Source organism: Pseudemcibacter aquimaris (assembly GCF_028869115.1).
Lineage (GTDB): Bacteria > Pseudomonadota > Alphaproteobacteria > Sphingomonadales > Emcibacteraceae > Pseudemcibacter > Pseudemcibacter aquimaris.
In genome coordinates this window covers 330,711-356,202 of sequence record NZ_CP079800.1, presented here as the reverse complement: position 1 = coordinate 356,202, position 25,492 = coordinate 330,711, and the positions used below count along the sequence as shown (strand labels likewise).

Annotated in this window: 22 protein-coding genes and 2 pseudogenes; 13 read left to right on the top strand and 11 right to left on the bottom strand. The window is 42.4% G+C overall.

Going from position 1 to position 25,492, the window contains the following annotated elements; genetic code table 11:
- Nucleotides 1-12: 12 nt before the first annotated feature.
- Nucleotides 13-2,127, bottom strand: coding sequence for a flagellar hook-associated protein FlgK (gene flgK / locus KW060_RS01650; protein ID WP_249036737.1), 2,115 nt, complete (start codon nucleotides 2,125-2,127; stop codon nucleotides 13-15).
- 470 nt (nucleotides 2,128-2,597) lie between these two features.
- On the opposite strand from flgK, the gene KW060_RS01645 reads away from it, so the two are divergent.
- The 9 genes and pseudogenes from KW060_RS01645 (at nucleotide 2,598) to KW060_RS01605 (ending at nucleotide 12,527) form a co-directional block, all read left to right on the top strand.
- Nucleotides 2,598-4,526 (top strand): flagellar hook-length control protein FliK, encoded by a 1,929-nt coding sequence (locus KW060_RS01645; protein ID WP_249036736.1) that lies wholly within the window; start codon nucleotides 2,598-2,600, stop codon nucleotides 4,524-4,526.
- 13 nt (nucleotides 4,527-4,539) lie between these two features.
- Nucleotides 4,540-5,229, top strand: a complete 690-nt coding sequence (locus tag KW060_RS01640; RefSeq protein WP_249036735.1) for a flagellar hook assembly protein FlgD — start codon at nucleotides 4,540-4,542, stop codon at nucleotides 5,227-5,229.
- A gap of 79 nt (nucleotides 5,230-5,308) precedes the next feature.
- Entirely contained in the window at nucleotides 5,309-5,536 is a 228-nt protein-coding gene (locus KW060_RS01635; protein ID WP_249036734.1) for a flagellar basal body protein, read from the top strand.
- Between the two features lie 27 nt (nucleotides 5,537-5,563).
- Nucleotides 5,564-6,382: a flagellar basal body FlgE domain-containing protein gene (locus tag KW060_RS01630; protein WP_249036851.1), complete on the top strand. Its 819-nt coding sequence runs from the start codon at nucleotides 5,564-5,566 to the stop codon at nucleotides 6,380-6,382.
- Nucleotides 6,379-8,148 (top strand): annotated as a pseudogene (locus KW060_RS01625) (flagellar biosynthesis protein FlhA); the annotation flags it as partial. The gene KW060_RS01630 and the pseudogene KW060_RS01625, both read left to right, overlap by 4 nt.
- A 63-nt stretch (nucleotides 8,149-8,211) precedes the next feature.
- Nucleotides 8,212-9,243 carry a flagellar biosynthesis protein FlhF gene (locus KW060_RS01620; protein ID WP_249036733.1) on the top strand — a complete coding sequence of 344 codons (1,032 nt, stop codon included), beginning with the start codon at nucleotides 8,212-8,214 and terminating at the stop codon, nucleotides 9,241-9,243.
- Nucleotides 9,244-9,247: 4 nt separating this feature from the next.
- Nucleotides 9,248-10,015 carry a MinD/ParA family protein gene (locus tag KW060_RS01615; RefSeq protein WP_249036732.1) on the top strand — a complete coding sequence of 256 codons (768 nt, stop codon included), beginning with the start codon at nucleotides 9,248-9,250 and terminating at the stop codon, nucleotides 10,013-10,015.
- Nucleotides 10,016-10,058: 43 nt separating this feature from the next.
- A complete protein-coding gene (locus KW060_RS01610; RefSeq protein ID WP_249036731.1) occupies nucleotides 10,059-12,194 on the top strand; it encodes a hypothetical protein in 2,136 nt (711 codons plus the stop codon).
- A 9-nt stretch (nucleotides 12,195-12,203) separates the two neighbouring features.
- A complete protein-coding gene (locus KW060_RS01605; protein WP_249036730.1) occupies nucleotides 12,204-12,527 on the top strand; it encodes a hypothetical protein in 324 nt (107 codons plus the stop codon).
- Nucleotides 12,528-12,536: 9 nt separating this feature from the next.
- Here the strand turns inward: KW060_RS01605 and KW060_RS01600 are convergent, their stop codons facing one another.
- Together KW060_RS01600 and fliI are read right to left on the bottom strand one after the other, a co-directional pair.
- Nucleotides 12,537-12,956, bottom strand: a complete 420-nt coding sequence (locus KW060_RS01600; RefSeq protein WP_249036729.1) for a flagellar FliJ family protein — start codon at nucleotides 12,954-12,956, stop codon at nucleotides 12,537-12,539.
- A 50-nt stretch (nucleotides 12,957-13,006) separates the two neighbouring features.
- A pseudogene (fliI, locus tag KW060_RS15870) lies at nucleotides 13,007-14,351 on the bottom strand (flagellar protein export ATPase FliI).
- Between the two features lie 332 nt (nucleotides 14,352-14,683).
- On the opposite strand from fliI, the gene ctrA reads away from it, so the two are divergent.
- Nucleotides 14,684-15,388 carry a response regulator transcription factor CtrA gene (ctrA, locus tag KW060_RS01585; RefSeq protein WP_249036728.1) on the top strand — a complete coding sequence of 235 codons (705 nt, stop codon included), beginning with the start codon at nucleotides 14,684-14,686 and terminating at the stop codon, nucleotides 15,386-15,388.
- 91 nt (nucleotides 15,389-15,479) lie between these two features.
- Here ctrA and KW060_RS01580 read toward each other — a convergent pair whose 3' ends face one another.
- The 6 genes from KW060_RS01580 to KW060_RS01555 form a co-directional block, all read right to left on the bottom strand.
- The gene (locus KW060_RS01580; RefSeq protein WP_249036727.1) at nucleotides 15,480-16,325 is read right to left on the bottom strand and encodes a CheR family methyltransferase; all 846 of its coding nucleotides are present in this window, start codon (nucleotides 16,323-16,325) and stop codon (nucleotides 15,480-15,482) included.
- A 5-nt stretch (nucleotides 16,326-16,330) separates the two neighbouring features.
- Nucleotides 16,331-17,467 (bottom strand): protein-glutamate methylesterase/protein-glutamine glutaminase, encoded by a 1,137-nt coding sequence (locus tag KW060_RS01575; protein ID WP_249036726.1) that lies wholly within the window; start codon nucleotides 17,465-17,467, stop codon nucleotides 16,331-16,333.
- 28 nt (nucleotides 17,468-17,495) lie between these two features.
- Complete coding sequence (locus KW060_RS01570; protein WP_249036725.1) at nucleotides 17,496-17,861, bottom strand: response regulator; 366 nt, start codon at nucleotides 17,859-17,861, stop codon at nucleotides 17,496-17,498.
- 35 nt (nucleotides 17,862-17,896) lie between these two features.
- Nucleotides 17,897-18,349, bottom strand: coding sequence for a chemotaxis protein CheW (locus KW060_RS01565; RefSeq protein ID WP_249036724.1), 453 nt, complete (start codon nucleotides 18,347-18,349; stop codon nucleotides 17,897-17,899).
- Between the two features lie 35 nt (nucleotides 18,350-18,384).
- Nucleotides 18,385-21,426, bottom strand: a complete 3,042-nt coding sequence (locus tag KW060_RS01560; RefSeq protein ID WP_249036723.1) for a chemotaxis protein CheW — start codon at nucleotides 21,424-21,426, stop codon at nucleotides 18,385-18,387.
- A gap of 140 nt (nucleotides 21,427-21,566) precedes the next feature.
- Nucleotides 21,567-22,193, bottom strand: a complete 627-nt coding sequence (locus KW060_RS01555) for a histidine phosphotransferase family protein (protein WP_249036722.1) — start codon at nucleotides 22,191-22,193, stop codon at nucleotides 21,567-21,569.
- Nucleotides 22,194-22,286: 93 nt separating this feature from the next.
- On the opposite strand from KW060_RS01555, the gene cysQ reads away from it, so the two are divergent.
- Complete coding sequence (cysQ, locus tag KW060_RS01550; RefSeq protein ID WP_249036721.1) at nucleotides 22,287-23,072, top strand: 3'(2'),5'-bisphosphate nucleotidase CysQ; 786 nt, start codon at nucleotides 22,287-22,289, stop codon at nucleotides 23,070-23,072.
- On the opposite strand, the gene KW060_RS01545 is transcribed toward cysQ, so the two are convergent.
- Entirely contained in the window at nucleotides 23,067-23,684 is a 618-nt protein-coding gene (locus KW060_RS01545; protein WP_249036720.1) for a LysE family translocator, read from the bottom strand. The genes cysQ and KW060_RS01545 overlap by 6 nt on opposite strands.
- A 50-nt stretch (nucleotides 23,685-23,734) precedes the next feature.
- Here KW060_RS01545 and KW060_RS01540 point away from each other — a divergent pair, with 50 nt between their 5' ends.
- Nucleotides 23,735-24,052 (top strand): DUF3253 domain-containing protein, encoded by a 318-nt coding sequence (locus KW060_RS01540; RefSeq protein ID WP_249036719.1) that lies wholly within the window; start codon nucleotides 23,735-23,737, stop codon nucleotides 24,050-24,052.
- On the opposite strand, the gene KW060_RS01535 is transcribed toward KW060_RS01540, so the two are convergent.
- Complete coding sequence (locus KW060_RS01535; RefSeq protein WP_249036718.1) at nucleotides 24,049-24,405, bottom strand: hypothetical protein; 357 nt, start codon at nucleotides 24,403-24,405, stop codon at nucleotides 24,049-24,051. The genes KW060_RS01540 and KW060_RS01535 overlap by 4 nt on opposite strands.
- On the opposite strand from KW060_RS01535, the gene KW060_RS01530 reads away from it, so the two are divergent.
- On the top strand, nucleotides 24,404-25,429 hold the full coding sequence (locus KW060_RS01530) for an RluA family pseudouridine synthase (protein ID WP_249036717.1): 1,026 nt from the start codon (nucleotides 24,404-24,406) through the stop codon (nucleotides 25,427-25,429). The two genes, KW060_RS01535 and KW060_RS01530, sit on opposite strands and share 2 nt — an antisense overlap.
- The last annotated feature ends 63 nt before the right edge of the window (nucleotides 25,430-25,492 follow it).

Below are 25,492 nucleotides of genomic sequence, written 5' to 3'. Positions count from 1 at the left end.
CTATCCTTATTATTACTGAATTAACCCGATTAGCTCGTCATACATTTCCTTTGCCACATTCAACATACGGGCTGATGAACTATAGGCATTCTGAAAAACGATCATGTTACTGAGCTCTTCATCGACGTTAACACCGGAAATACTTTCAATGCGTTGGTTAATTTCACCAAGAAGCACATTACTATCTTCGCCAAAACTTTCCGCAAGTTGGGCACGGAAACCAAAATCAGCAAGCACAGCTGCCGCATATTGACCAAGCGAGCTGTTAAACTGATTTAATCCGCCAGCCGCCGCAATATTCACAGTTGCATTTTCAATATCCTGAAGGGCGATACCACCGCGTTGATCACCGAAACTAATGGCTGTCCCACCAACAAGGGCCGTATCATCAAAACGGGCAAGCGAAAGTAAATTTACATCGTCGTTAATTCTATCCACGACCGAGAAATCAAAAGCAGCATCAATTTTATATCTGCTATCCATACCAAGGAAATCTGAAATTGGAACCGCTGTTGTACCCCGTGATGTACTGTCTGATTTCACATGTAATTTTGCTTCCGGATAGCCGGCGTTCGGTGTGGATGTAAATTCACCATCCGCATTAATGGCAAAATTCATATAAGCACCAAGCGAGCTTGCATTAAGATCCGTCAGTATATCGTTATAAGTCTGTCCGGCAGTTACGGTATAAGTATAACTGGCAAGATCGATGCCACCCTCACCCTTAATTTCCAGGTTGATAGTACTGCCGCCGACAAGACCATGTGCATCAGTTGCATCAATACCTGTTTTATACATGCCCATTTCACGAGCTTGCACCAAATCATTCATTCCAAAGAAATGTGAGAAACCCTTACCAGCACGGTCACTTTCGTTACCAGCGACTTGCGAAATAGAAACACCGTTTGACCCATTGGTCGCAGAAAATGTTAAAACACCGTTCGTAAGAGCCATGGAACCATTACCAGCAAGCCCCGCATTCACGGCACTGATCACATCAGAAAAGTTAGGACCTGTTACACCAAAATCAATGGTTACGCTGTCCACCAAATTTCCATTTGCATCTGTAATCGCGAATGTGCTTTCCCCCGTAAAACGGTGCGGGTCTGTTGCAAGCATTCCTGTATTAATACCTGTTAGACTATTGGGTGGCGGCGCAGCCGTATTTTCATTATGAACTTTATTAAATTCATGCATCACTGCAGCACCTAACGCGCCAAGCTCTTCTGACATTGCGACCAGTTCAACATCACGAAGATGCATCAGACCATAAATCTCACCAGACGAAATATTGCCATCTAATGTCAGACCGGTTGGTGTTACATTACCACTTGTCGGATCAACATCATGAACCGTAATAGGCGGGAATGGTGTCGCAGAACTAACAAGGCCAGGTGTATTATATTGTAATTCACGTCTGACATTACCAAGTAAGCTTAAGCCTGATTTGGTGTTAATTTCGATTTTATTGTTACCAACTTCGACAATATTAATATCAATTAATTTTGAAAGCTCGCTTAAGGCTTGTGAGCGCTGCTCAATAAGAGCACCAGCATCACCGGTTGTCACAGTTTCTTTCACAATTAGCGGATTAAGATATTCAACGCGTCTTACAAGACCGTTAATCTTTTCAATTGTTTCACTGATTTGGGTACTGGCATCCAGACGCATGCTTTGGATATTTTCCGCAATCATTCCAAGTTCGGTACCGAATGAATTGATACTAGTAACGGTGGACTCTTTTAAAATAGTTGAAAGCGGATTAAGTGCCAGTTCAGACATAGTGGTAAAAATGTTATTCATTTTACCACTTAATGAACTATTCACATCCGGGCGACCAAGCAATGCCTGCATTCGAGCGTGAAATGTATTTTCTAGCTCGTATCTTGATGCTTCAGCGCTGGTTTCATATGAAGATTTCACAAGAAAGTTGTCAACAACACGTTCGATGGATGTGATATCAACACCGGCCCCTTGTGCCCCTGTAATTTTTGGATCAAGCCTTACGACCTTACGGGCATAACCTTCGGTATTTACGTTGGATACGTTATCCGTAATTGTACGAAGCGCGGCTTGGCTTGTAAAAATACCGGTCAGTGAATTATTGATGATTGTGCTAATAGTCATTTTACACGTCTCCAATTCGCCAAACATTCATTAAAAGGATAGGCAACTGTTGCCCGAACAGGAAAAAATTACGCGTATCTGCAGCGTTTCTAGCCACATTCACTTTATTATTATCCGTTATATTTTTTTCCATAATTTCTTTATAACCAACTGTTAATAAACGTTTTTTATAATTTTATAAGAACGAACTTTTACACATCTCGCATTTTCTTCGCTCTTTGCTACCCCTTATATATGCAAACATGATGCCAACTTTTTTCGCTTCCCTAAAATTGGCATCAATTTACGTTCAATAGGCAAAATCGGCTGAACTGTGAAAATTAATCCTCATGGGGCGGGAATCTTTTGCCTTTTTGGCCTTCAAATCCAATTATAAAAAATAAAAACCTTTTAATATCAATGGTTTATTTTTTTGGCCCGCTTTTTGCATTTAATGGGCTGAGTTAAATTATTTTGGATAAAAACGTAAAATGACAACTGGCGTTGACATATTATTTAAAGAGCTTCCGACAGTAAGCCGTGCAGATGACCGCATCAGTCGCCCTGATGCGCCATCTGTAAATTCGGATTACAGTCAGGAACGTTCTTCTGTATCCAGAAATGATAGAAATGACGAGGTTCGTGAAAAATCATTCACCGATCATCTTGAAAATGAGCGTGTATCTGACGAACGTCCTGTAACGGATAACGCAAATAACACACGTGCAGATAACAATGATCAAAATACCCCTCAAGAACGCCCTGCATCAGAAGATAATAACAATAACCCTAATGATCAGCAGGCGCACGCAGAACAAAACATTGAAACAGGCGAAAAACCAGTACAGCAAAATTCAGAAAATGAAACAAATGTCGTATCTGAAAACGCTAGTACACAAAAGCCCGCTGATCATAAACCCGGCTTAACCACAAAAGATCTTTTGATTTCTGAAGTTGCACCAGAAAAAGCAGCAGTCGTCAGCAACCAAAATTCAGCTATAAACACTGAAAATTCTGAAAATAAATCTGTGCCACAAACCGCACTAAATGCGGTTATGAAATCATCATCAGAAGCTGGTGGAAATGCTGAACAAAATAACAATGGTCAAAGTAAACCAAATGCAGGTAACGGCCTTCAAACCGCGCTTGAAAACAACAATGTGAATGCACAGGAAAAAGCGCCTGTTTTTGCGGCAAATACGACTGAAATTCCTGAAGAAACAAAAGTTCAGGAACCAACAATCGCAACAAATAACGCTGCACCTGCTTCGACAAAAACCGCTACGAAACCTGTTATAGAAACTTCAGAACAATTGCCCGTTAATAATGCGGCAACCGATCCGAAAAACACTGGCATAGTTGCAGCAAGCCAAGCTGATGAAACTGTTAAACCCGTTTCAAATGGTGGCGGCATTGCAGAAGAAGTTGCAAAAGTTTTAGAACAACAAAAGCCACAAAACCAACAAAACGCAGCGGTTAATACCCCTGCCCCATTGGTGAATGAAGAAGTTCAGCATTCAGAAATCGGCGCATCTGTTTCAGCAATGGCAAAAGCCATGAAAGATCAGATCAATAACGCTGAACTCATGCAAAAACCAGCACCGCAGCCGGAAACAGTGGCCATGGAAAGCAAAAAAACACTTCCGTTTGCTGTGGTACAAAGCCCGAATAATGCTGCAAGACCATCATCCGCGGGTAAAAAGTCAGGCTCTTCGGTTACTGCTACAAAAGTTACAGGTGCTTCTTCTGCAAATAATGTAGCTGCCCAGGCAATGCAAAATAGTGCGTCACAGTCAGCGCTACTAAACGCACAAAAAAGCGATATTCAGCTTGATATGGGCTTAGCCGGTCAAAAATTTGACGCTCCGCTTGGCCAAAGCATGACCGCAAATGGTGGATCAACATTACCGAACAACAGCATGCTTGCCGCACAGGATGTAAATTTCCAAAAAACACTTTCGAGTGTCGGTGCAACATCCAAAACCGATCTGCCTTCGAGCGCCAAAATGATTAATGAACAAATCACAGTGGCGATCAACAAAAACGTTGTTAAAGGATTAAACAATTTCAGCATTCGCTTGCATCCAGCCGAACTTGGACAAGTGGATATCAAACTGGAATTTGCCGCTGACGGTAAAATGCAGGCATCAATGATGGTTGAAAATGAAAGAACACTATCAATGCTACAACGCGATCAAGCATCGCTTGAAAAAGCATTACAGGATGCAGGCATCAATCTTTCGAATAAGAATTTGAGCTTCTCATTGATGAAGCAAAACCAGCAAAATAACGCAAGGCATTTTGCAAACATGACCCAGTCATCAAATGATGAAATGGGTATGGATGAATTTATGGATATGGCAAGCGTGCAAGAAATTCGCATGGCCTACTCTAATCAAGCCCTGGATATAAGCGTATAGAAAAGGACGTATAATGGATATTGGCGCAATCGTAGGACAACAACAGGCACAAGAAAGTGCCGCTGGAAATTCAGCAGCAACGCTGGCAAAGGATTTTGATAATTTCTTAAGTCTGCTAACAACGCAACTTCAGTATCAAGACCCGCTTTCCCCTATGGATTCCAACCAATTCACACAGCAACTTGTGGCATTTACCGGCGTAGAACAAGCCATCGCAACCAACCAGAATTTGGAAGCAATCGTAAATCAGAATAATGCCAACAAAGCAAGCAATGCCGTAAATTATCTGGGTCGCGAAGTAATCGTTGAAACCAACAAAGCCGGTGTCGCAGAAGACGGCACAGTCAATTGGGAATACACGCTGGATGCATCAGCAAGTACCAATAAAATCACAATCAGAGACGAGAACGGCTTTGAAGTGGATAGTTTCAACGGTGAACTTAAAGCAGGAACACATGAGCTAAAATGGCCGGTTCCTCAAGGATCAGAACCTGGTATTTACCGAGTAGAAATCGAACCGCTTTCAGGGAATGAGGAAGCAATCAGTCACTCTGTTTACTCAAAAGGAGTAGTCACAGGAGTTGAAAAATATAATGGCGACGTTTTGCTCGCCGCTAATGGAATTCTCACCTCACCAAACAATGTATTGGTCGTAAGAGAAATCAAACAAGAACCCGCGCCTGCAGAAGCAAGCACAGAATAATGTGTGAAACACACGAAAAACAATTGAATGAAATGTCGCAGGACAACGGACATTTAAAAGATAAAGAAGGAGTACAATTATGAGTCTTTACGCATCCCTATTCTCAGGCGTATCAGGCTTGGCCGCGAACAGCAGTGCGATGGGTATGATTTCCGATAATATCGTGAACATCAATACCGTTGGTTATAAAGGCACACAGGCGAAATTTTCGTCTCTTGTGACAGAATCAAACTCTACTGCGTCGTATTCACCAGGTGGTGTACAAGCAAAACCACAAGCCTTAATCAGTCAACAGGGCCTATTGTAGGGTTCCACATCCGCAACGGACCTTAGTATCGATGGTGCCGGATTCTTTGTCGTATCCAATCAACCGGACGGCACAGATGCTGACTCAACAATTTCCTATACGCGTGCTGGTTCCTTTACACCTGATGACAATGGCTTCCTGCAAAATACAGCAGGCCTTTATTTACAAGGCTACGCCCTTGATTCAAGTGGTAATGCACCAACGGTAAATATTGATAACCTTGAACCGATCAACGTATCGAACTTTACCATCACCGCGGAAGCAACCACGGACGTAACAATCCGTGCGAACCTTCAATCATCACAAGCACTTCACCCATCAATTACGGGTGGTACTTATGATCCAAACTCTGTTGCAAACTCTATGGCCGGATATGATGCTGATATTTCAGCAGGCATTATCCCTGCAACACAAGGTGTGCAGCCGGACTTCCAAACAAATATTCAGGTTTATGATGCAAAAGGTGGTATCCACACAGTAACTTTTGCAGCAATGAAACAAGCTGACAATCTTTGGAATGCTGAAATTTTCATCAGCCCTGCTGCTGATATTACAGCTGGTACTCTTGCCGGTACTGGTCAAATTGCATCAGGTCAGATCGCGTTTAATGGTGACGGTACAATTGATGTTGGTGCCTCATCCGCTGCGCTGCTTGCACCGCTTACAGTGAACTGGGCTGGTGGTGCTGAGCCAGGACAGATCACATTTAACTTAGGTACAGATGGCGAAAGTGATGGTATTTCAGAATTCGCTGGCGAATCAACCGTGATTTCATCAACAACAAATGGTGCCAAGTTCGGTAGTGTGATCGGTGTTAGTGTTAATGAAGAAGGTATCGTAACGTAATCGCCGCCTTTGGATCATTTGTAACAGGTGGCAGTTACATTGTAGGCGGTATCGTTTTCATCATCCTTTTGATTGTAAACTTTATGGTTATTACCAAAGGTTCTGGCCGTATCGCAGAAGTGGCCGCGCGTTTTAGCCTCGACGCCATGCCCGGCAAACAAATGGCAATTGACGCGGATTTATCATCCGGTCTTATTGATGAGGATGCCGCACGCGCACGCCGTAAGGAACTTGAGGACGAAAGCTCGTTCTTCGGTGCCATGGATGGTGCATCCAAATTTGTTCGTGGTGATGCTGTCGCGGGCCTATTGATTACATTCATCAATATCGTCGGCGGTATTATTATCGGTGTTGCCCAAAACGGCATGTCATTCAGTGCGGCCGCCAATGCATATACACTGTTAACCATTGGTGATGGCCTCGTTAGCCAGATCCCTGCCCTGATCGTATCTGTTGCAGCTGGTCTTTTAATCACCAAGGCAGGTGTTACAGGTAAAACCGATAAAGCCCTAATTAATCAGCTTTCACTTAATCCGGGCGCTTTATATGTTACGGCAGGACTTCTTGCTGCGCTTTCCTTATTACCTGGTATTCCGTTTTTACCATTTGCCGTATTTTCTGCACTGCTTGCATCAGCTGGCGTTGTTGCTGCCAGAAATAAAATCGAGGAAGCCGAACGCGAAGAAGCTCTGGCCCTTGAAGATTTAACCAAAGAGGAAGATGAGCCCGTTGAAGAGCCGATTACAACGGCCCTTGCCATTGACCCGATCCGTCTTGAGCTTGGATACAGTCTATTATCATTAATTAATGATGATACGGGTGTAAAACTTACTGATCAGATTAAAGCGCTTCGTCGCCAGATGGCATCGGAAATGGGATTTGTTATGCCGTCCGTTCGGATATTGGACAATATGCAATTACCCGCGACCACCTATGTTGTAAGACTTAAGGAAACAGAAAGTGGGCGGGGTGACATTCGCCCGAATATGTTAATGGTGATGGACCCACGCGGCGAACAAGTCGCCATTCAGGGCGAAGCCACCACAGAACCGGCATTTGGTCTGCCTGCCGTTTGGGTTGATCAAAGCATGAAGGAAGAAGCATCATTCCGCGGTTATACGGTCGTCGATGCCGCAACCGTGATCACCACCCATATTACCGAAGTGATTAAAGACAATATGTCTGAACTGTTATCTTATGCGGAGGTACAGAAACTGCTGGATGATCTGCCATCAGAACATCAAAAACTTGTTGCTGATTTGATCCCGTCGCAAATTTCACAAAGCAGTGTACAGCGTATATTGCAAAATTTATTGGGTGAACGTGTATCAATCCGTGATCTGCCAACCATTATGGAAGGGATATCAGAAGCAAGCGGATACACACAGAATATTATCATGGTAACAGAACACGTCAGAACCCGACTTGCGCGTCAGATTAGCCATGACAATGCCGATGCGGAAGGTGTCGTTGCCCTTATCAGCATGTCACCGGAATGGGAACAAAACTTCCTTGAATCACTCGTTGGACAAGGCGAGGAAAAACAACTCGCCATGGCGCCAAGTCAGCTACAGGAATTTATCGGTCTGGTCCGAATGACATTCGAGGATCAGGCCCATGCAGGTGAGCTTCCGGTTCTGCTAACAAGCCCGATGATCAGACCATATGTCAGATCCATTATCGAACGTTTCCGTCCCGCAACTGTGGTGCTTTCACAAAATGAAATTCATCCGAAAGTTAAGATTAAAACCTTGGGACAGATTTAATGCTTTTTCAGAATATTATTGATATAAGTGGTTCTCATTTTGGAAAAAGGCAGGGCCAATAAAATGAAGCTGAAAATCTTTAGCGCACCAAGTATGGAAGAAGCATTAAAGCAGGTTCGAAAGAAACTTGGTGATGATGCTGTTATCATTGATACTACAGAACAGATTATCAATGGTGTTAAAACGGTTAAAATCACGGCCGCGATTGAGGCACCAGCCCCGCGTGTAAACCCGCATGTGAACCCTGCGCCAAAACCAAAACCAGCCCCGGTTAAAAAATCACTTCGTGAACTGGATGAACAATATTCAACGGATGATAAACTCGATCTGGTCAGCAGCTTAAAACATCATGGTTTTGCTGACGGTTTGCAATTGAAACTGATGGATCTTGGTAAATCCCTTGAATGCGAAACACCGGAACTGACGCTGGCCACGGCCCTTGATAATATTTTCCATTTCGAACCGATCACAGACACAGTGCCCAATCGCCCGATTATGTTAATCGGCCCACCCGGTGCTGGTAAAACAATCACCACGGCGAAAATCGCAAGCCATTATGTGATTGGTGGAAAGAAAGTCCATTTCATCAGCACTGATGTTTTCAGAACCGGTGGCGTCGCCCAACTTGAAGGATACGCAAGTGTCCTTGACGTTAGCCTGACCGAAGCCGAAAAACCAGAAGACTTGGATATCGCCATCAAAACGGCCGAAAAAGAAAGCGATGTCATTCTAATCGATAGCATGGGGTATAACCCATACAGCAAAAAAGAAATGTCAGAGCTGCATTCCTTTTTAAAAACCACGAACTGCGAAGCCATTTTGGTGGTGCCCGCCGGCATGGACCCCTATGAAGCCAGAGAAGTGGGCGAAACATATGCCGGACTTGGCGTCAAAAGGTTTATCACAACAAAACTTGATGTCGCGCGTAGGTACGCAAGCCTGCTTTCTATTGCAGAAAGCGGAAAGATGGCTTTCGCTGGTGTTGGTATCACACCTTACCTTGGCGATGGGATTGAAACACTGGATAGTATGAAGCTATCCAGGCTTCTAACCAAAATCCCGAAAAAGAATAATATTAGCTTTGAAAGAGATTGATAAGATGAATGATCAGGCACAAAATAACGATTTGACGAAAATGCTTGTGACAGTGGCATCAGGCAAAGGCGGTGTTGGTAAAACATGGTTCGCCGCCACTCTTTGTCAGGCTCTTGCATCACGCGGTAAAAAAGCGCTTCTTTTTGACTGTGATTTTGGTCTTGCAAATGTGGACATTCAACTTGGGCTCATGCCCGAAAATGACTTGGGCCAAGTTATCTCAAGCGAAATAAGCATGCTCGAAGCTATTTACCCGCAAACTGAATCCGGCCTTTCATTTGATGTCATTTCAGGTCAATCCGGCAGTGGGGCACTTGCATCCCTCACCATGGAAAGCTTGATTTCATTGGGCAAAGATATCAGCGGCATTTCACAGGAATATGATTATACCGTTATGGACCTTGGTGCTGGTGTTGAAAATTCCGTAATGACACTTGCACGTGCATCAGACAAAATTCTTGTGATTATTACACCTGACCCAACATCGCTTACGGATGCTTATGCTTTTATCAAGCTTTACAGAATGCGCAATGAAAAGGCGGAAATTAATATCGTCGTTAACATGGCAGAAGATCAAACCGAAGGACGGCGTGCCTTTGATAAAATCAATAAAGTCTGCCAAAGCTTTTTAAATCTAACACCAAAGCTGCTTGGCGTTATTGTGAGGGACAAACATGTCGCGCAGGCAATCCGTTCTCAAACACCGCTATTAAGCAAGTACCCACAATGTAAAGCGGGTGAGAATGTGATTGAAATTGCCAAAAAGTTGTAAACTGGTGTAGAATCACTTCATTGACCATCAATGAAGGGATGTAATGAGCGAAATCACACAGCAACCACAGGAAATACCAACCGGGGATACAAGTTCCCGGATTAACCGTATTGGTGCTTCTGCTGATCAGGAACCTTCAAGAAAACAGGCTGGCGAACAACAACAACCGGGCAGCGGACATACCGCTGAACAGGAACAAGAAAAACACGCTTCGCATCATGACCCGGCTGTGACCCTAGCGTCAACCTTATCAAAACTTGATGCTGGCAGTAATTTTGTCGCCACTGTTACGGGAAAAGATGCCGACGGGCGTCAGATTATTTCATCGGATATTGGAACCTATCTGGTTGATGTTAGTGCAAGCTATGCAGATGATATTCAAAAAATTCCAAGCGAAGCCCATATTGAATTACGCGTAATATCGGTAGGCAAAGAAATAAAAGCGGAAATCATTCGCCCCCCTATTCCTGACAGTGAAAGTTTCAAACCAAACATCATTCCTGTTAGCTTGCTGCTTACTGAACTGGCGCAGCCACTGGATAAAGATTCTTTGAAAACACAAGCCACCGCGGCAAGACAAGACACCCCTATTGATGATGTAAGATCGCAATATCAGGCGACAACTTTGTTCAAGGCGGAACGGATCGCACGGGAAATTTCAGACAAACTGGATAACCTTCCCTTACCGACATCATCACCAAATTACACAATTTTCGGTGCTTCCACGGAAGGGACTATGTCATCCGTCCCAGCACCAAAACAGGTTTCCACTAATATATTTGTTCAGGAAGTAAAGAAACAAGCACCCGTAGCAAGCAAACCTAACACACCACAATCACAGGTCAATCTGGGACAAATTCTTGGAAAAACAGTCGCCGCAGAAGTCATTAAATCTGTTCCAAAAACACCAACTCCATTACCCGCAGGATTGCCGGCATCTGTTGTTAAAGACATAAATGCCTTAACTCCACTGGATTATGTGAACGTCGGTCAAAAAATAAATATCGACATTGCCGCCGTGGCAATTCCCGAGACGGATGATATATCGCTTGCACCACCAACGGATACCCCACCCATAACAAATACAGGGAAAGCGACATCCTTACAGGATACGGTTATGTCTGGCATTATCGTTGAAAATGAGAAGAACAAACAAACAGACAGTAGATCCCAAAAACCGGACAATGAATATTTGCTAGCGACACCGACATCTGTGATGAAATTTAAAAGTGACACGCCGCTTGTACCCGGTACAATTGTTAGCTTTACAATGGCTGCTAAAGAAAGCCGCCCCGAAAAAGCGGCGGTTGAACTGCAGGAAACAAATCCGGGTGCATCATCACAACAAACGGTACAAACACCAACATCTACACCCCAAAGTGAGTTTCAACCATCTAGCCAACCACAAAGTAATGAAATTTCATCAACGCTTGCAAAACAGATAGAACATTTTTATCCGCAACCGGTTGAAAATTTAATCGAAGAATGGAACAGCATTTCACTGGCGATGAGCGCGCTTGCGTCAACAAACTCAGCGGCAGCATCCACCGCGATGATGAGCAGGATACCAAACATTCAAACGCCGGAACAATTTACGGCCACCATGTTTTTCTTCCTTAGTGCCATTAAAGTCGCCAATCCAACCAGAACTTGGTTGGGTAAGGATGTAACCCAAAGGCTCACGCAAATTGGTGCTGATAAAATTATTGAAAAAATTGATGCGGATTTATCCAGAATTGCGCGTCTCTCTTCTGATGTGCCGCAATCAGAATGGCGTCCACATTTAATTCCGGTTCAAAATGGGCCTGACGTAAATGCGATCCCGATGCTCACCAAACATATCGTTGATGAAGATGAACAAAATAAACGCCAGAATGAAAATGATGACGAGGCCGCGAAATCATCTAAACGGTTTATCATCGAGATTAATTTCAGCCAATTCGGCCTTATGACAATTGATGGCATGTTAAGACACGAACGATTGGATATTATTTTAAAATCGAAAAAACAGGTTCCTTTCGCAACCAAAATGAAATTATCACGACACTTTACGGAAGCTCTAAATAAAAGCGACTTCGAAGGAGAACTTGTTATAATTGATAATTCACCTGACGAAGCAAGCGTATCAAAAATAGTCGCTAACATGATCCATAATAAAAAATTTGAAAGTTCGGTTTAAAGGAAAAATATGGTTCAAACATATACAAACCCAGACCCCAGAAAAAAATGGGTCATTAAAGTTGCTGTCCAAAATCCCGTTTCAATATCGCTTAAATTTATTCCGGATAAATTCATGGCCAGTCACGAAGATTTGCAAAATTGCATTATGTCTATCGTGAATAAGGGATATGACACACCGGAAGATCTTGTTCTAAGTATCATGGAAGCCATTAATAATGAGCTGATACCTGACTGGCTTGAGGTTATTTATGAAAAGGATGGTTTAACCATTCAGGCAGAAGACCGCCAACCCGGCAAAGAAAATACCGAGTATCCATCAACACAGATTTAAATGATTAAATTATCTTTGTCCTGAACGGAACATATTTAAGGAAAGCTCATCCAGTCTTTCCTGCTCTTTATGTTTTAGTTTTTCACGTTCACGCTCTTCGGCGCGTTCCTGGGCAATTTCATATTTCTTAAGTTCTTTGAATGCATCTGCCAGTTCGTCTTTCATTTCTTCGATAGAAACGTCGACCTCATTTATTGATGATTCAAGATTCTCTTTTCGGCGCATAACAGAATTGGCATAGTTCGCGTAATTGATATCAACCACATTACTTTCAGCAAGTTGTCTTTGCTCTCTGGCCAGTTCCTGGTCGAGCCTCTCCATTTTCTGGATAAGTTCTTCGCGCATGCTTTCAAGTTCGGCAATTTGACGTCTTTTTTCATCCACTTGCCACTTATGTAATCTGATTACGCCGCTTAAACCTTTAGCCATTATGATACTCTTATTGTTTTTATTGTTATCTTAGTCTCATATCAGAGAACCTATTGTTCAGAATCAGTATTTTCGAACTGAGGTTGATTATGCAATATATTACTTAACAACTCGTATCCAGAAGCCAAATTACTTTGTTCTTCTTTATTTTGTGCAAGAAACCCTTCTAATTCCGGATGGAAATAGATGGCTTCGTCAATTTCACGGTTTGCACCGGGCCTATATGCACCAAGTCTGATCATTTCTTCCATGTCATTATAATCGGCCATATATTTCCGGGCCAATCGTAATAACTGATTTTCATCATCATTATTACAGCCGGGTAATGTACGGCTAACGGAACGTAAAATATTTACGGCTGGGAAACGCCCCCGTTCAGCAATGGACCTATCTAGCACAATATGGCCGTCCAAAATACCCCTCACCGCATCTGATATTGGTTCGTTATGGTCGTCACCCTCTACAAGCACTGTGAACAATCCTGTTATTGAACCCTGATTTGTACCTGGGCCAGCGCGTTCCAATAGTTTCGGAAGCTCTGAAAATACGGTTGGTGTATATCCTTTACTTGCCGGTGGTTCCCCCCCCCGCAAGACCAATTTCACGCTGTGCCATCGCAAAACGGGTTACACTATCCATTAAACAAAGAACATCACGTCCCTGATCACGGAAATATTCACTTATCGCCAATGTCAGATAAGCCGCCTGCCTTCTCATGAGGGCTGTTTCATCTGATGTGGCAACCACAACCACACTTCGTTTTAAACCTTCTTCACCAAGATCATCTTCGATAAATTCCTGAACCTCACGTCCACGTTCACCGATCAAGCCAATAACGGTGATGTCGGATGCCGTATATTTTGCAAACATGGAAAGTAGTACAGATTTACCAACACCGGAACCCGCAAACACTCCCATCCGTTGCCCTTTACAGCATGTGACAAATGTATTGATGGAACGCACACCTAAATCCACTTTACCGCGTACCCGGCCACGCATGTGTGCTGGTGGTGGCCCACTTCTGATTGGATAGGATTCTGGGCCATATTTAATCGGCCCTTTGCCATCAATCGGTTCACCCATGGCATTAACCACACGACCAAGCCATGCTTCGCAAGGATGTACATGGGCGGTATCAGTATCCACAAACGCTTTGCAGCCGACACCAACACCTTCGATCATGGTGTATGGCATTAATAATGCTTTATCGGAATTAAACCCAACCACTTCACACGGGATCATTTTGTCATTTCGTGATTGAATATTTATACGTGAACCAATGCTTAAGCTTCTGGAAGCGCCAGCGACCTCAACCAATAAACCTTGAATACCAGATACACGGCCATAAACCTTTGTTGACTGGAGTCGTTCTATCTCTTTTTGTAAGGTATGCACCGGTTTTGCCCGTTAGATTCTATTAAAATTAACAAATTATACGATGTTAATTGGTTAAAATCCAAAAAATTATCATAAAAATTAACCAAAGTTACTTTTTAATTTAAACCCACTCACATAACCTCAAAATAAAATTTATCCTTTAATATCAATAAATTAATTATTTAACCATAATATAAGCACAAAATAATTCTTTAACATCACGTTATATTAGAGTGAAAATTTTGACATTGATAATACTTTGTTAACCATTTATATTAACAATGGTTAACGTTATATGGTTAACAACGCCTTTGAAAGGTTAATAATAATAACAAGAAAGGAACCTCAAAATGCGGGTTTTACTCATAGAAGATGATCCTTCCACTTCAAAAAGTATTGAGCTGATGCTCTCTGCTGAAGGTTTTAATATTTACAGTACCGACTTGGGAGAGGAAGGTATTGATCTTGGAAAATTGTATGATTACGACATCATCCTGCTTGATCTAAACTTGCCGGACATGCACGGCTATGATGTTTTGAAAAAATTACGCATGTCGAAAGTGAATACACCAATTCTTATTCTTTCCGGCATGGTAGAGCTTGAAAACAAAGTTAAGGGCCTTGGCTTTGGTGCTGATGACTACCTTACAAAACCATTCTATAAAGAAGAACTCGTTGCACGTATTCAGGCGATTATTCGCCGTTCAAAAGGGCACGCTGAATCAATTATACGTACAGGAAAACTATCCGTAAATCTTGATAAGAAAACGGTTGATATTGACGGCCAACGCGTACACCTTACGGGTAAAGAATACGCAATGCTTGAGCTTCTTTCTTTGCGCAAAACAACAACACTTACAAAAGAAATGTTCTTAAACCATCTATATGGTGGCATGGATGAGCCAGAACTTAAGATCATTGACGTCTTTATTTGTAAGCTGCGTAAAAAGCTCGCTTCTATCAGTGGCGAGAATTACATCGAAACCGTTTGGGGACGAGGTTATGTGCTACGTGATCCGGACGAAGACAGTTCTTCGGTCGCTGAAGCAGGTTAATAATCAGAATTTAAAAGAATAAAAACTGCGATTAAAAAACTTAAGGCTAATTCCTAGGAATTAGCCTTTTTTCGTTTTCTATGAATTTCTTCTATGCTCTTAATTTTTCCAATACTTCCGAGCTGGCATCAGATGTGGAATATAGACCACGTTGCCCTGGTACCGGTTTAAATTTATCAGTGATACCAAGCACCGTTTCCGCAGCACCAAGGAAAAGCATCCCATCATCCGGTACAAGCCTTCTCATTTTTTCAAGCACTTCGGATTTTGTTTGCTGATCGAAATAAATAAGTACGTTTCTGCAATAAATAACATCAAACGAACCAAGCATTGTATAGGCATCAAGCAGATTAAATTTACGGTACGTAACCATATTTCTAATATCATCAGAAATTTGCCACAGATCGCCAACCTGATTGAAATATTTAATCAACAGCTGAATTGGCAGTCCACGCTGTACTTCAAATTGGGAAAATAAACCAACCTTTGCTTTATCAAGAACTTCCTGTGAAATGTCAGTTCCCAGAATTTCAATCTTCCAACCTGCAAGCTTTGCTTCCATCTCTTTTAAGATAATAGCCAGTGAATATGGCTCTTGTCCGGTTGATGCCGCAGCACACCAAATTCTAATCCTACGCGAATTTGCTCTGCTTGCAAGCAGTTGTGGAAGAACCGTTTCTTTAAACAAATCAAACGGCTTGTTATCACGGAAAAAGAAAGATTCATTCGTTGTCATTGCTTCTGTAATTTCAACAAGCAGATCTTCCTTACGCTTCAAACGTACTTCATTAACCAGATCGTCTAACGTCTCCAAACCGCGTCTATGTGCAATTGGGGTCAAACGACTTTCAAGCAGATAAACCTTATCCTTCGGGAGAACCAGGCCGGATCTTTGCTTAAGGATGCCGCTGATTAAATCAAAATCTTCTGATCTCATCTTCTTCATCTCCCCTTTACCAGTCTCTGAATTTTACCACCGATTTCGTCAAGCGGTAGAATTGCGTGACAAATTCCAGCTTCGCTTACCGCACCCGGCATCCCCCAAACAACACTTGTTTCCTGATCCTGTGCAACAATTGTACCGCCATTATCAACGACATATTTGCTGCCCTTTAATCCGTCCTGTCCCATACCTGTTAGTATGACACATAATGAACCGGATCCAAATTCATCAGAAATACTTCTAAACATCGGATCAACCGCAGGACGACAGAAATTTTCCGGCGGGTCCTGATTAAGTCTTAAATACCGATTACCACCGTCATTTTTAATCACCATGTGATGATCACCTGGTGCAATATAAACCTTGCCATTTTCAAGCAGAGTTTTATCTTCTGCTTCGATACAATCAAGGCCTGTTGCCTTTGATAAATGACCAGCCAGAATTTTTGTAAATGAAGACGGCATATGCTGCGTAATCACAACCGGTAAATTTAATCCGTCCTTAATACCGTTCAAAAATTTAAGAAGCGCTTGTGGGCCGCCCGTTGAACTACCAACGCCAATAATTCTTGGTGCTGTAAGTGATGCTTTTCTTGTAACCAATGTTTTTGGTTTACTAACAGGTGCCGGTTTAGCAACATCCTGCTCAGGAGCGGATTTAGCATCCGTTTCTTCTTTAAATGGTCTATAACCCAATAGCTTACGTTTCGATGCCGCTAGGTTCTTTACTTTTTCAATGATTTCCGTTTGGAAAGATCTTGATGTAATCACTTCGCGGTTTGTCGTCGGCTTTGGTATATAGTCAGCTGCACCTAGTGACATTGCCTGAAGACTGACTTTTGCATTTTTTGCGGTCAGTGTAGAAGACATCAGAACCTGTACATCAGGCTTGGCTTTCAGAATTAAAGGTAATGCTGTAAGGCCATCCATAACTGGCATTTCAATGTCCAGAACAACAATTTCCGGGTCAGTGCGTTCTAATGAATTAAGCGCAACCTGACCATTGCCAACACTGGCAACAATTTCAATGGCGGGATCAGCCCCTAGCCATCTGGACAATAACCCTCTAATGACAGAGGAATCATCAACAAGCATTACTTTATAAGGGCCGGATCTAGCTGAACTTTTTCGGTTCATCTCTTTATCCAATGGAAGGCTATTCACGTTATAATAATCCAACTTGCACAAATTTTGATTCGATAATTTCGCGATCAAATGGTTTCATAATATATTCATCGGCACCCGCAGAAATAGCAGCGCTGATATGGGCCATATCATTTTCTGTTGTGCAAAATACCACAACAGGTTCTGTCCCACCTTCTGTTTTACGGAGTGTTTTAAGGAAATCCAGACCATTCATAACCGGCATATTCCAGTCTAGTAAAACAACATCTGGCATTTCTGTCTTGCATGAATCCAAGGCGTCTTGACCGTCTACCGCTTCCCTGATTTCGAAGTTCAGTTCTTCGAGTATTCTTCTTGCCACTTTTCTTATGATTTTAGAATCATCTACAACGAGACATGATTTCATTTTAAATTTCCAACATTCTTCTACGTTTTTATTTATTAAGCGGCTGCTTTCGCATCCCCAAATGACAATAATTTCTCGATATCGAGAATAACCAAAAGCTCTTCTTCCAATCTAAAAATTCCTGTCGACACTTCTTGCCAATGTGCTTCAAGAGTAACCGGGTTCTTCTCGAAGGCATCATCCGAAAGCGACAAAACATCACCTACCCTGTCTATAATTAGACTATACGGTTCTGATTGAAATTCTACAACAACATTCATCTCTTCGCTATCATCTTCACGGTCTTTTAACTTAAGACGCTTACGTAAATCAATAGCTGTCACAATTTGTCCACGAAGATTTAACACACCAGCAACAGCGGCCGGGGATTTCGGAATTTTTGTGATCGTCTGTTTTGAAAGTACATCATAAACCTCAAGAACAGGAATGCCGCACATTTGCCCATCCAGCCAGATTGTTACATAATCATTTTTATTTAAAACTTCCATTTTCAATCCTTCAAATATTATTCATATATAACAACTTACGCAGCTGTATCTTTATCACTGATTTGTTCTTCAATGGCTTTGATCAAAGTTTCACGGTCTAACTTTTCGATATAATTATCAAAACCTGCTTCACGACCTTTGGCAAAACGTTTTTCAGAACTGTTTGCTGAAAGCGCGATCATCGGTGTTTCTTTCCAAATACCATTTGAACGAACATCTTCTGCAAATTCAAACCCATCCATTTCCGGCATATCAATATCACTAACGATCAAGTCAAATTCGTAACCCTCGTCTCTTAATTCAAGCGCCTCTGCAGCCGAATTGGCAATCGTGACATTAAAGCCAGATGATGAAAGAAGCGGTTTAAGCAGATTTAAGAAAAATGCACTATCATCAATGATCAGAATATTCTTACGCTTCGCTTTGATTTCTGTTGGCGAATATTCAAGTCCCATTTGCCAGTCATTGAATGTTTGTTCGAAATAATAAGCAATATCGATGACTTCTGTCGCGTCGCCGTCGATAATCGCTGTGCCCAACTGACCAACAGTACTTGATGAAAGTTCAACATTAATGCTGTCTTCTTTAATATCGGAAATTTCATCAACGATGATGCCCATGGCTCTATCATCATCTGTGAATACCAACATTGGCTGGCGGCCTTCTGATTTAATTTCATAATCATCATTAATCATGACAAGAGGCATCAGCTTACCACGGTACTGGACCATTTTCTTGCCTTCTGAAATTTCAATCTGTGCAACATCAAATTCTTCAAGTCTTGAAACAAGTGATAGCGGCACGGCACGCTTTGTTTCTCCACCCGCACGGAACAGCAGAATTGCTTCTTTATCATCAACTGTCGCGATGGCTGTTTCATCTGATTCTTCACCTCTTTGATCAGACATATCAGTCATTGCATCACTTGCTTCGTTCGCAATACCGTTTGGATCAAGGATCATAATCACGGTACCGTCACCAAGAATTGTATTACCGGAAAAGACTGTAAGATCACGAAGAATTGGTGCAACAGGTTTTACAACGATTTCTTCTGTGTCAAACACACGGTCAACAACAATACCGAATGTGAAATCACCAACTTGTGTGATAATGATGAAATCTTCAGTATCATCGGCGGCGGCCTCAGTTCCTGCGGTTTCATCAAACCCGAGAATTTTATTTAAGTGTAATAGCGGCAACAATCTGTCACGAAGACGCAACACCGGCGTCGCATTAATATACTCAATCTTATGCATAGAATCGCCAGATGCACGAACCAGCTCAAGAACACTGATTTGCGGGATCGCAAAACGCTCTTCACCGGATTCAACGATCAGCGCCGAAACAATCGCAAGTGTCAGTGGGATTTTAATAAAGAATGTCGTTCCTTTACCCTCTGTTGATTTAAGTTCGATTGTACCACCGATTTTTTCAATATTGGTTCTTACAACGTCCATGCCCACACCACGACCGGATACACTTGTTACTTTCTGCGCTGTTGAGAAACCAGCGTGGAAAATAAAGCGCTGAATTTGCGTGTCTGACATTTCAGCGATTTCTTCTTCTGTTGCCAGATTATTGGCAAGTGCTTTAGCCGCAAGCTTATCAACAGGGATACCCGCACCATCATCAGCAATTTCAATAATAATTTGACCGCCTTCATGGAACGCATTCAGGCGAATTGTGCCTGTTTCTTTTTTACCCGCTGCAATACGGTCAGCAACACTTTCAATACCGTGATCAGCCGAGTTACGGATCATATGCGTTAGTGGATCTTTAATCAGTTCAAGAACCTGACGGTCAAGTTCTGTTTCAGCACCAAGCATCTGAAGGTCGATCTTTTTGCCCAGTTCCATTTGAAGGTCACGAATAATACGCGGAAGTTTTGACCATGCATTGCCAATTGGCTGCATGCGTGTTTTCATCACACCTTCCTGAAGTTCCGTTGTACACTGACTTAAACGCTGTAATGGAATTTCAAAATCATTTTCACCAGCACGTCTTGAAATTTGCATTAATTGGTTACGCGTTAGCACCAGCTCACTCACCATATTCATTAGGTTATCAAGAACATCAACACCAACACGGATAGACTGGTTGGCAATACTTGTTTCTTTTGCAGCACCGCCACCAGCTGGTTTTGCCACTTCTTTTTTCTTGGCCTTAACAACTGATTTTGAATTTTTCTTGGCTTCAGCAAGAATTCCATCTGAACATTGGAAATAAATATCTTTCATAAATTCAACTTCAGAATTTGGAACACCTACTTCTTTAAGAACACTTTCAAGATGCTTCACTGTGTTATAAAATTGATCTTCAGCAATTCCATTTTTAATAAATGCCACAAACCCGGATGAAATTTTATCCGTGTCACATTTATCTTGTTGAAGCGATCCTACGAAGAACTCTTCCATCGCCTTCTTGCTTTGACGAACGTCTGCGCCTTCAAGAATTGCTTTAAGAGAATCATCGCCAAAAATGCGGTTATGGAATAAATGAGCAAGTACGGCCACAGTATCAGCGCCACCAAATGCATCAAGACGACCAGCGGCAGCAGGAATGTTATCTGCCGGTTCTTCATCATCTGGACCTGGGGCCGCTGCAAAGGCTGCTTCAAGTTCATCCAGTGATACTTCACCGGGTCTTGTCTCACGTTCTTCAGCGACCTCGATTGGCGCTTCTTCCTTAGCAGGGGCGCTTTTGCCTTCTGCCATGGCGTTAAGTTCATCGATTATTGCACTGTCATCGCCTTCGGGCTCTTCTTGTGTTTGTTCAAGCCCTTCAAGAATTTCCTTGATTCGGTCAAGCGCGTTCAGAATAAGTGTCACCGCATCCGGTGTTACTTCCATTTCACCATCACGGAATTTACCCAGTACGTTTTCGCCGGCGTGGGCGACAGATTCAAGTCTTGGAAGTCCAAGGAAGCCACATGTTCCTTTGATTGTGTGAACCAATCTGAAAATATTATCCAGTACAGATTTATTGTTTGGATCTTTCTCTAGCTCCACCAGCTCAACGTCTACGACCTCAATACTTTCGAACGTTTCTGTGAGAAATTCATTTAATAGATCATCCATTCCAATTACCTTTATTATTAAATTCCGGGTATACCTGATCTAATCTCTAGGAAATTGGTTAAAATGAGGTAAAGCTTTTTACGAAAATCCGTAAAAAAAGAGAAATATTTACATAAATTTTATGGAACGTAAGGTAAGCCTTATAAGACAACCTTTAATGTAAAGCTGTTTTCTTCGTCAGAAATATATTCAATTTTGCTTCCAAACTCTGCAGCAACGCTTGCCGCAAGATATGCCGGCGCGATTTTTGGATCAGCTTCCATTTCAGCAACTTCACCGCAAATCATCTCTCTTGCCTTGTCTTGGAAAATAATACGGTCCGCCTTAACGGTAACTTCCGTATTTAGCTTTTCACCGGCCACAGAAATATTAACAATTAAGTCGCCACCACGAATCAATGTTTCACTAGCCACCAATATAACGTTTAGCAGAACCTTAAGAGCGCTTTTTTCCATTTCACCAACCTCGGATTCCCATTCAAGGTTGATTTGTGTGCCTTCAAATAATGAAACGGTCGCGTTTTTGGCATCACGAATTGGAACATGTGCCCCGATGCCCCCTGCGGCACCGAAAGCAAGTCTATAAAATTTAAGACGGTTTGATGTTTGTCCAGCGCTTAATTCCAGAAGCTTCATAACTTCGGCGCGCATCATTTCATCATCTTCATCACTTAGAATTTCAATACCGTTTGATATCGCACCCACAGGACTGATTAAGTCGTGGCAAAGACGCGAACATAGGAGTGAGGCAAATTCTAATTCTTTCATAAGTAATTTTCCGTCTTGTATTTTGTTACTTGCGAAACATATAATACCGAGCATATTTAAAACGACAAGTCTAATATTATAAGATCATAATAAATGAAAATAAATTACATAGAATTCGCGAATACTTTGCGGGATACAGCCGTACGTGCTGGCTTAAAAATTATGGAAATCCGTTCCGGAAACCTTGGCGTTCAGATTAAAGGGGACAGTTCACCCGTTACCATCGCCGATCAGGAAGCGGAAAAAATAATATTAAAAGATATCAGAAAAGTAGCACCGGACATTCCCATTATCGCGGAAGAAAGCGTCAGTGCCGGTGAAATTCCGGAAACGAAAGAAAAATTTTGGCTTGTTGATCCACTTGACGGCACAAAAGAATTTATTGGTGGCGGCACTGATTTTACAGTGAACATCGCACTTATTGAAAATGGTGAACCTACATTCGGTATTATTTATGTACCAGCTACCGGAAAATTATACACAGCCTTTGGTTCGGAAAAAGCCGTTCTTCAAAATGTTACAGACGGCATTATTAATGACGAAGAAACAACAATCACCATTCGCCCTACCCCGGAAGACGGCATGACCGCCGTTGCTAGTAAATCACACATGGATGAAAAAACTGCCAGTTTCCTTGAAGAACATAACATCAAAGACACGGTATCCGTTGGCAGTTCACTTAAATTCTGCATTGTTGCAACGGGTGGTGCGGATATTTACCCGCGATTTGGGCCAACCATGGAATGGGATATTGCGGCCGGACACGCCATTTTAAAAGCAGCGGGCGGCACCGTCACCAACCCTGACGGTTCACCATTTGAATATCAGAAAAAAGGATATTTAAATGGCGCCTTTATCGCAAAAGGCAATGTTTCATAATACGGCCGATAAATTTTTGGCGACAGCCGCAATACCGAAAAGAAAAATGATCACGGCGGAAACATGATTCACGGTTTCAAGTCCCTGGTCCGATAACCCTTTTCCAAGTTTAGCGGCGCCAAATGACACAATAAACCACCAAGATAACGACCCTAATAAAATGCCAGTTGAAATTAGGGTCGCATTCACAAGGTCATTGCCCATTTCACCAAGCCCCATACCGATGAATATCGCCACAAACCCAAGTACGGTAAGTGGGTTCGAAAACGTCAGTAAAAACGTTCCAACAGCGGCCTTTATTCTGTCTTTATAGGTATCCTTTACATCATCTACATGAGGGTGACTGAACCATAATTTAACAGCAATGATAATAAGGGCGCTTCCGCCCACCACTTGAAACCATATATTAAATTCTTCGATGAATGCTGTAAGACCTGCTAGGCCAAACGCGGCGAATGCCCCAAATATGCCGTCTGCAATTGCAGCACCTGTTCCCACCGTAAAACCATTCATTGGTCCCTTGGTCAGTGCGCGGCGGATACAAATGATATTTACCGGACCAATAGGCGCTGCCATCACCAGCCCGATCAATACTCCCCATATGAGATACATTCTACTCTCTTGAATTTAATTAACGTGCATCTTTTAAGAAAACATGTTACATGGCGGGCATGACTGATGCAAATGAACAAAATGAGACAGAGGAAAAAAAGGAAGACCCGGTTCGCCTTTATATCCTTGATGCTGTGGCTGATGGATCACATGTTAGCCCAAACGATATTGCCATTCAAATCGCCAAGGACCGCGCGAAAGACAGCGATCCTGATGATATTTGGCGCAAATATATGCTTGCGGTAAAACAGCAAGCCAAATTTTTGGCGCGCGCAGGTCGCATTAGCATTTTAAGACGTGGCAAAGTAATCGACCCGAATAAAATGAAGGGGCTCGTTAAATTTTCACTGCCAGTGGACGAAGATTAATTGACATTAATCGTGCCGGTAACTTTGCCGGAATAATCAATCAGTAAGATTTTTTGCGCAACACCGTTGATGCCAACGGTCACAAGAATACCTTTTTCACTGCTTGATGTCGAAATAACCTGCTGACCGTTTTCGAGTTTAAGATCCATTTCAAATGGTCTCGAGATGGAAGAAATTGGCCCTGTTGAAGCTTCATACTTTTCAACGAGTGCGGCTTCTGCAGACTTTTGTTCATTATATTTCATGATGGAGGCAACAATGATCACAACAACCATCACAATAATTAAAATACCCAGGGTAATCACTATTCCCTTGAGTAATTTGTAATTTTTTGGCATTTCTTCTTCTGTCATGACCTTAAATGAACCTCACATATTTGAAGCAGTCGCCGATGAAGACGATCAAGGCACACGCCTTGATAAGTTTCTAAGCAATAAACTGCCGGACATTAGCCGTTCCCGTCTTAAAAGCCTGATCGGGGAAGGTCAAGTGATTCTGAAAGAATCAGCACAGAAAATGGATAAACTTTCCTATAAAGTGAAAGAAGGCGAAACATTCGTCATCACTGTACCGGAAATTGTTGACCCCGATCCGATCGGGGAAGACATCCCGCTTGAGGTCCATTATGAAGATGAACATTTAATCGTTCTTTATAAACCGGCCGGAATGGTTGTTCACCCTGCCCCTGGTAATAATAGCGGCACTCTTGTTAATGCTCTCATTCATCATTGTGGTGATAGCTTGTCGGGCATAAATGGTGTTAAACGCCCCGGCATTGTTCACCGTATTGATAAAGAAACAAGCGGCCTTATGGTTGCGGCCAAATCCGACAAAGCCCATAAGGGACTTGCAAAACAATTCGCAAAACACAGCCTTGAACGTGCATATTACGCCATATGCTGGGGGGTTCCAAACCCAACGGCAGATGAAATTTACGCACCCATTAAACGTGATCCGAAAAACAGACTTAAAATGGCGGTACGCGAAGGCGGAAAAGAATCGCTAACACATTACCGTGTCGTCAGAAGACTTGAGCCACCCCGCAAGATCACATCAAGGCAAAATGTAAAACAGGGATTACCCCCAAGTCTTGCCCTTGTTGAGTGTCGGTTAGAGACCGGAAGAACCCATCAAGTCCGAGTCCATATGTCACATAAAGGTTATCCACTTGTTGGTGATCCGCTATATAGTCGCAGAAACAACCCCCAGAAAAATTTTTCTGATAAAGCCAAAGAAGCGATAAATGGCTTTAAACGTCAGGCCTTACACGCATATCTAATTGGATTCATCCATCCAATTACCAAGGAGCACTTGACATTTGAAAGAGAAATACCAAATGATATGAAACAGCTTATTCAAGCGCTTGAAGCCGTCTAATTATGGCCTAATTGTTTTGGTAAGCTCAAAAAAATGAATTAAGGATCAGGGGTAATACTCAAA

Coding starts and splice junctions, on each gene's coding strand:
- flgK (WP_249036737.1), bottom strand. CDS start 2,127: ATGACTATTAGCACAATCATCAATAATTCACTGACCGGTATTTTTACA.
- KW060_RS01645 (WP_249036736.1), top strand. CDS start 2,598: ATGACAACTGGCGTTGACATATTATTTAAAGAGCTTCCGACAGTAAGC.
- KW060_RS01640 (WP_249036735.1), top strand. CDS start 4,540: ATGGATATTGGCGCAATCGTAGGACAACAACAGGCACAAGAAAGTGCC.
- KW060_RS01635 (WP_249036734.1), top strand. CDS start 5,309: ATGAGTCTTTACGCATCCCTATTCTCAGGCGTATCAGGCTTGGCCGCG.
- KW060_RS01620 (WP_249036733.1), top strand. CDS start 8,212: ATGAAGCTGAAAATCTTTAGCGCACCAAGTATGGAAGAAGCATTAAAG.
- KW060_RS01615 (WP_249036732.1), top strand. CDS start 9,248: ATGAATGATCAGGCACAAAATAACGATTTGACGAAAATGCTTGTGACA.
- KW060_RS01610 (WP_249036731.1), top strand. CDS start 10,059: ATGAGCGAAATCACACAGCAACCACAGGAAATACCAACCGGGGATACA.
- KW060_RS01605 (WP_249036730.1), top strand. CDS start 12,204: ATGGTTCAAACATATACAAACCCAGACCCCAGAAAAAAATGGGTCATT.
- KW060_RS01600 (WP_249036729.1), bottom strand. CDS start 12,956: ATGGCTAAAGGTTTAAGCGGCGTAATCAGATTACATAAGTGGCAAGTG.
- ctrA (WP_249036728.1), top strand. CDS start 14,684: ATGCGGGTTTTACTCATAGAAGATGATCCTTCCACTTCAAAAAGTATT.
- KW060_RS01580 (WP_249036727.1), bottom strand. CDS start 16,325: ATGAGATCAGAAGATTTTGATTTAATCAGCGGCATCCTTAAGCAAAGA.
- KW060_RS01575 (WP_249036726.1), bottom strand. CDS start 17,467: ATGAACCGAAAAAGTTCAGCTAGATCCGGCCCTTATAAAGTAATGCTT.
- KW060_RS01570 (WP_249036725.1), bottom strand. CDS start 17,861: ATGAAATCATGTCTCGTTGTAGATGATTCTAAAATCATAAGAAAAGTG.
- KW060_RS01565 (WP_249036724.1), bottom strand. CDS start 18,349: ATGGAAGTTTTAAATAAAAATGATTATGTAACAATCTGGCTGGATGGG.
- KW060_RS01560 (WP_249036723.1), bottom strand. CDS start 21,426: ATGGATGATCTATTAAATGAATTTCTCACAGAAACGTTCGAAAGTATT.
- KW060_RS01555 (WP_249036722.1), bottom strand. CDS start 22,193: ATGAAAGAATTAGAATTTGCCTCACTCCTATGTTCGCGTCTTTGCCAC.
- cysQ (WP_249036721.1), top strand. CDS start 22,287: ATGAAAATAAATTACATAGAATTCGCGAATACTTTGCGGGATACAGCC.
- KW060_RS01545 (WP_249036720.1), bottom strand. CDS start 23,684: ATGTATCTCATATGGGGAGTATTGATCGGGCTGGTGATGGCAGCGCCT.
- KW060_RS01540 (WP_249036719.1), top strand. CDS start 23,735: ATGGCGGGCATGACTGATGCAAATGAACAAAATGAGACAGAGGAAAAA.
- KW060_RS01530 (WP_249036717.1), top strand. CDS start 24,404: ATGACCTTAAATGAACCTCACATATTTGAAGCAGTCGCCGATGAAGAC.
- KW060_RS01535 (WP_249036718.1), bottom strand. CDS start 24,405: ATGACAGAAGAAGAAATGCCAAAAAATTACAAATTACTCAAGGGAATA.